The following is a 6,155-nucleotide window of genomic DNA, read 5'->3' as shown; positions in this document are numbered from 1 at the left end:
CGTGTGCACGTCTCGCCCGAAGGGGCGCGTGCGGACGCGCAGTTGTGGATCCCGGTGGAGCGGGACACGGCGGCCCGCGAAACACAGTCGTAAGCTCGCAGACATGCAGGTCATCCAGTCCACGAAGCTCGCCAACGTCTGTTACGAAATCCGGGGCCCCGTGCTCGAGGAGGCGATGCGGCTGGAAGCAGCAGGTCACCGCATCCTCAAGCTGAACACCGGCAACCCTGCCGCGTTCGGTTTCGAGTGCCCGCCCGAGATCCTCGAAGACATCCTGCGCAACCTGTCCGGGGCGCACGGCTACGGCGATGCGAAGGGACTGCTGTCCGCGCGGCGCGCGGTGATGCAGCACTACCAGACCAAGGGGATCGACCTCGATGTCGAGGACGTCTACCTGGGCAACGGCGTCTCCGAACTGATCCAGATGTCGATGCAGGCGCTGCTCGACGACGGTGACGAGGTGCTCGTACCGGCTCCGGACTATCCGCTGTGGACGGCGTCCGTCTCACTGGCGGGCGGCACGGCCGTGCACTACCGGTGCGACGAGCAGGCGGACTGGATGCCGGACCTGGCCGACATCGAGCGGAAGATCACCGACCGCACCAAGGCGATGGTGATCATCAATCCGAACAACCCGACGGGCGCCGTCTACGACGACGAGATGCTGCGCGGGCTGACGGAGATCGCCCGGCGGCACAACCTGGTGGTCTGCTCCGACGAGATCTACGACCGGATCCTGTACGACGGTGCGACGCACACGCCGACGGCGGCGATCGCACCCGATCTGATGGTGCTCACCTTCAACGGGCTGTCCAAGAACTACCGGGTGGCCGGTTACCGCTCCGGCTGGATGGCCGTCTGCGGGCCGAAGGCGCACGCCTCCTCGTACATCGAGGGGCTGACGATCCTGGCCAACATGCGGCTGTGCGCCAACATGCCCTCGCAGCACGCGGTGGCCACCGCGCTCGGCGGCCGGCAGTCGATCAACGACCTGGTGCTGCCGGGCGGGCGGATCCTGGAGCAGCGGGACGTGGCGTACGACCTGCTGACCCAGATTCCGGGCGTGACCTGTGTGAAGCCGAAGGGGGCGCTGTACCTCTTCCCCCGGCTCGACCCCAAGGTCTACAAGATCAAGGACGACCGGCAGATGGTCCTCGACCTGCTGCGGGCCGAGAAGATCATGGTGGTGCAGGGGACGGGGTTCAACTGGCCGGATCCCGATCACTTCCGGGTCGTGACGCTGCCCTCGACGAAGGACCTCACGGACGCGATCGGCCGGATCGCCCGCTTCCTGGACGGGTACGGGCAGGTGTGACCGCCAACAGACAATCGAACTTGAATAACTTTAGACTGAATCCAAGCTAAGATGGTCCCCACAGCACCACCAGGAGGCCATCCATGTACGAACCGATCCGCACCAAATCGGTCCACACACCGGCCGACCATGCCGACGACTTCCCGCACCGCACCCGCGAGGAGGAGTTGGACATCCAGCTCGCCGGACACCTGGCCGCCCTGCTCGCGGTCACCGACGAGCTGGGGCTGGGCGAGGCGGGCGACCGCATCGCCGAACAGGTCGCCCGCTTGCGCGGCGCACCGCCCGCCCGGCACGCCGGCCTGAGCGACGCGTCCGCGACCAGCCTCCACCGCCGCGCCCACGCCCTCGCGGGCCGGGCCCTGGTGGTGGCGGCGTCCCGCGCCGACACGGTCGTCGCGATCCTCTCGGCCGAACGTATGGACGCCCACACCGCAGCGGTCGCCGCCGCTGCCCCCGCCGAGTCCGCCGCCCCGCCGCGGCTGGTCGGCGCCCTCTGACGGCCCCGGTCCACGTGCCGTCGAGGCGTGTGGACCGGGTGCCACCCTTCAGGGCGTGGCGGACGCGGACGCCCGTGCGGCCAGGGCGGTCGACAGGAACGTCACATCGGCGACCACGCACTGCGGCCGGCCCCGCACCGGGACCGGCCCGGCGATCTCTCCGGTCGCCGTCGCCCCCACCGCCAGGTCCTCGAAGACCACGGTGCGCCTCCCGGCCGGCTCGCTCCGGCCCTCGCCCCCGTCCTTGCCCCGCAGGTCACGGAAGCCGAGACGAACCGTGAAGGTTCCGGGCCGCGCCGCCCGGCTCGCCACGCGCACGACCGCCACCGGGCCACCGGTCACCGCGTCCTTCCGGCAGGAGGAAACGCTCACGTCCTCCGAGGGGAAGCGCATGTCCTCGTGGTTCCTTCCCCAGACGTAGAAGAAGCCCACCACGAGGGCGACCGGGGACAGCACCAGCAGCGAGACGACCACCACGATCAGGACCATTACCCCGCGCGGGAACCGCCTGGGCCGGTAGGGCATGCCGGTGTGCTGGTCCGGATACGGCGGTATGCCGGACAACGTCATGGCCCCCCACAGCCCCCGCACCCCCCGGCGCGGCCAAGGTCCAACGTAGGCCGGGGCACACCCCCGCGACAGCTCCGGCCGGTCACGACCCGACGACGAACAAGCAAACGGGAGCGGCCCCCGGAACCGCTGCCGGTTCCGGGGGCCAGGGCCGTGTTCGTGCACGTCCCTACCGCGGCGAGCCGTTGACCCCACAGGTCAGGGCGGATGTCGGGAGCCCGACCGCGGAGTTCGAAGGGGCCGTCAGCCCAGGCGCTGCACCAGGGCCCGGTACTCGTCCCACAGTTCCTTCGGCGTGTGGTCACCGAAGGTGTTGAGGTGCTCGGGGACCAGCGCCGCCTCCTCGCGCCAGACCTCCTTGTCCACCTTGAGCAGGAAGTCCAGGTCGGACTCGGAGAGGTCCAGGCCCTCGGTGTCGATCGAGCCCTTGGCCGGCAGGATGCCGATCGGGGTCTCGACGCCCTCGGCCTTGCCCTCCAGGCGCTCGACGATCCACTTGAGGACGCGGCTGTTCTCGCCGAAGCCGGGCCAGACGAACTTGCCCGCCTCGTTCTTGCGGAACCAGTTCACGTAGTAGATCTTCGGGAGCTTCGACTGGTCCGGCTTGTCCGCGCCGACCTTCAGCCAGTGGTTCATGTAGTCGCCCATGTTGTAGCCGCAGAACGGCAGCATGGCGAACGGGTCGCGGCGCAGCTCGCCGACCTTGCCCTCGGCGGCGGCCGTCTTCTCGGAGGCGACGTTGGCTCCGAGGAAGACGCCGTGCTGCCAGTTGAAGGACTCGGTGACCAGCGGGACGGCGGAGGCGCGGCGGCCGCCGAAGAGGATGGCCGAGATCGGCACGCCCTTCGGGTCCTCCCACTCGGGCGCGATGATCGGGCACTGGCCGGCCGGGACGGTGAAACGGGCGTTGGGGTGGGCGGCGGGCGTACCGGACTCGGGCGTCCAGTCGTTGCCCTTCCAGTCCGTGAGGTGCTTCGGGAGCTCCTCGGTCATGCCCTCCCACCAGACGTCGCCGTCGTCGGTGAGCGCGACGTTGGTGAAGACGGAGTTGCCCCACATGGTCTTCATGGCGTTGGCGTTGGTGTGCTCGCCGGTGCCGGGCGCGACGCCGAAGAAGCCGGCCTCGGGGTTGATCGCGTAGAGGCGGCCGTCCTCGCCGAACCGCATCCAGGCGATGTCGTCGCCGATGGTCTCGACGGTCCAGCCGGAGATCGTGGGCTCCAGCATGGCGAGGTTGGTCTTGCCGCAGGCGGAGGGGAAGGCGGCGGCCACGTACTTCGACTCACCGCGCGGCGGCGTGAGCTTCAGGATCAGCATGTGCTCGGCGAGCCAGCCCTCGTCGCGCGCCATGACGGAGGCGATGCGCAGCGCGTAGCACTTCTTGCCGAGCAGGGCGTTGCCGCCGTAGCCGGAGCCGTAGGACCAGATCTCGCGGTCCTCGGGGAAGTGCGAGATGTACTTGGTGGAGTTGCAGGGCCACGGAACGTCCTCCTGGCCCTCCTCCAGGGGCGCGCCGAGCGTGTGGACGGCCTTGACGAAGAAGCCGTCGGTGCCGAGCTCGTCGAGGACGGCCTGTCCCATGCGGGTCATGGTGCGCATGGAGACGGCGACGTACGCGGAGTCGGTGATCTCGACGCCGATGGCGGAGAGCGGCGAGCCCACGGGGCCCATGCAGAAGGGCACGACGTACATGGTGCGACCCCGCATGGAGCCGCGGAAGACGCCCTTGTCCCCCACGAAGATCTCCCGCATCTCGGCGGGGTCCTTCCAGTGGTTCGTCGGACCGGCGTCCTCCTCCTTCGCGGAGCAGATGAACGTCCGGGTCTCGACGCGGGCGACATCGCTCGGGTCCGAGGCGGCGTAGTACGAGTTCGGGCGCTTGATCTCGTCGAGCTTGGTGAACGTGCCCTTGGCGACGAGCTCCCCGCACAGGCGCTCGTACTCGGCCTCGGAACCGTCGCACCAGACCACTCGGTCCGGCTCGGTCAGGGCTGCGATCTCGTCGACCCAGGCGACGAGCTCCTGGTGGTTGGTGGGAACAGTGAGGGGAGCCGCGATGTCTCGCGCCACGATCGCTCCTTGATGAGGGTGTGTGTTTGGTAGGCCCCGTGGGGGCTGCGACCCGGATGCTTCTACCCTTTCGAATTCCCTGGCGCTCATCCGGTGCCGACCGCACTCATTTGATCATCCGACCGATCCGCCCATATGTCCAGGGGGCCGCCCACGTGAGCATCACCACTCGGATCCGATACCTACGGAAGCGTAGGTACGATGCGGGAATGACTGCCGCCCCCGCCGCCGCGCCCGAACCCACCGGGCTGGAACCAGCCGGAACCATCGCCGCGGAGGTCAAGCCACGTATGCGTGGCTGGCTGCACGCCGGCATGTTCCCCGCCGTCCTGATCGCGGGCATCGTGCTCATCGCCCTGGCGGACAGCACCCGCGGCCGGATCGCCTGCGCGATCTACATCGCGACCGCTTGCCTGCTCTTCGGCGTGAGCGCGGTCTACCACCGCGGTACGTGGGGGCCGCGCGGCGAGGCCGTGCTGCGCAGGCTCGACCACGCCAACATCTTCCTGATCATCGCGGGCACCTACACCCCGCTGACCCTGCTCCTGCTGCCCGAGTCCACCGGGACGCCGCTGCTGTGGGCGGTCTGGGCGGCGGCGGTCGCCGGCATCGCCTTCCGGGTCTTCTGGGTCGGCGCCCCGCGCTGGCTGTACACGCCCTGCTACATCGCGATGGGCTGGGCGGCGGTCTTCTTCCTGCCGGACTTCATGCGGACCGGCGGGATCGCGGTGCTGGTGCTCGTCGTGGTCGGCGGGCTTCTCTACAGCGCCGGCGGCGTCATCTACGGCATCAAGCGGCCGAACCCGTCACCCCGCTTCTTCGGGTTCCACGAGGTCTTCCACTCGCTGACCCTCGCGGCGTTCGTCGTCCACTACGTCGGCATCTCGCTGGTGGCCTACAACCACAACTGAGCTCCCGCACACGAAGGGCCGCGGCTTTCGAGCCGTGGCCCTTTCGCATGCCCCGTTGCCACGTCCGGTACCCATGTCCGGATGCCATGTCCGGCTTCCGTGTGGGGCCGCCACCCCCGTCGATGCCTGACAATGGCAACCATGGCCGCCACCTCCCCTACCCCCTCCCTCACCGCAACCGAGGGCAAGCCCCCCATGGGGCTGCGCGAGCGCAAGAAGCTCAGGACACGGGTCGCGATCCGGAAGGCGACGTACCGCCTCATCCAGGAGCAGGGCTACGAGGCGACGACCATCGAGCAGATCGCGGAAGCGGCCGAGGTGTCACCGAGCACGGTCTTCCGGTACTTCGCGACCAAGGAGGACATCGTCCTCACCGACGAGTACGACACGGTCATGGAGGCCGCGCTCCGCAGCCGCCCGCTGGACGAACCTCCGCTGGAGTCCCTGCGGCTGATGATGCGCGAGGCGCTGACGTCGGTTGCCGCCGCGGAGGACGAGGAACTGCGCCGGCGCACCCGGCTGATGGTGGAGATCCCCGCCATCCGCTCCCGGATGACGGAGACCATGTCGGACACGGCGAAGATGCTCTCCCAGGCGCTCGCCGACCGCACCGGCCGCAGCGCGGACGACCTGCGGATCCGGGTCTTCATCGCGGCGGTGCTGGGTGCGCTGCGCGAGGCCACGCTGTACTGGGGCGAGCACGGCCAGGAGGGCGACCTGATCACGATGGTCGACGAGGCGCTGACCGCGCTGGAGGGCGGCCTGCGGCTGTGAGCCTCCGCGGCCATC

General features: G+C 69.3%; 6 protein-coding genes. 4 read left to right on the top strand and 2 right to left on the bottom strand.

Annotated elements, in window-relative coordinates; translation table 11 throughout:
* The first annotated feature begins 103 nt into the window (after nucleotides 1-103).
* Together EAO72_RS31155 and EAO72_RS31150 are read left to right on the top strand one after the other, a co-directional pair.
* Nucleotides 104-1,315, top strand: a complete 1,212-nt coding sequence (locus EAO72_RS31155) for a pyridoxal phosphate-dependent aminotransferase (protein WP_148020423.1) — start codon at nucleotides 104-106, stop codon at nucleotides 1,313-1,315.
* 83 nt (nucleotides 1,316-1,398) lie between these two features.
* A complete protein-coding gene (locus EAO72_RS31150; RefSeq protein WP_148020422.1) occupies nucleotides 1,399-1,815 on the top strand; it encodes an SCO4983 family protein in 417 nt (138 codons plus the stop codon).
* Between the two features lie 48 nt (nucleotides 1,816-1,863).
* Here the strand turns inward: EAO72_RS31150 and EAO72_RS31145 are convergent, their stop codons facing one another.
* Together EAO72_RS31145 and EAO72_RS31140 are read right to left on the bottom strand one after the other, a co-directional pair.
* Nucleotides 1,864-2,385 carry a hypothetical protein gene (locus EAO72_RS31145; protein WP_261991683.1) on the bottom strand — a complete coding sequence of 174 codons (522 nt, stop codon included), beginning with the start codon at nucleotides 2,383-2,385 and terminating at the stop codon, nucleotides 1,864-1,866.
* Between the two features lie 243 nt (nucleotides 2,386-2,628).
* Nucleotides 2,629-4,455 (bottom strand): phosphoenolpyruvate carboxykinase (GTP), encoded by a 1,827-nt coding sequence (locus EAO72_RS31140; RefSeq protein WP_148020421.1) that lies wholly within the window; start codon nucleotides 4,453-4,455, stop codon nucleotides 2,629-2,631.
* A gap of 209 nt (nucleotides 4,456-4,664) precedes the next feature.
* Between EAO72_RS31140 and trhA the strand changes: the two genes are divergently transcribed.
* Nucleotides 4,665-5,366 carry a PAQR family membrane homeostasis protein TrhA gene (trhA, locus tag EAO72_RS31135; RefSeq protein WP_148020420.1) on the top strand — a complete coding sequence of 234 codons (702 nt, stop codon included), beginning with the start codon at nucleotides 4,665-4,667 and terminating at the stop codon, nucleotides 5,364-5,366.
* 141 nt (nucleotides 5,367-5,507) lie between these two features.
* Nucleotides 5,508-6,140, top strand: coding sequence for a TetR/AcrR family transcriptional regulator (locus EAO72_RS31130; protein ID WP_148020419.1), 633 nt, complete (start codon nucleotides 5,508-5,510; stop codon nucleotides 6,138-6,140).
* Nucleotides 6,141-6,155 lie beyond the last annotated feature (15 nt).

This window comes from Streptomyces sp. OR43 (genome assembly GCF_008042275.1).
Classification (GTDB): Bacteria; Actinomycetota; Actinomycetes; order Streptomycetales; family Streptomycetaceae; genus Streptomyces.
This window is presented reverse-complemented; position numbering and strand designations above follow the sequence as displayed.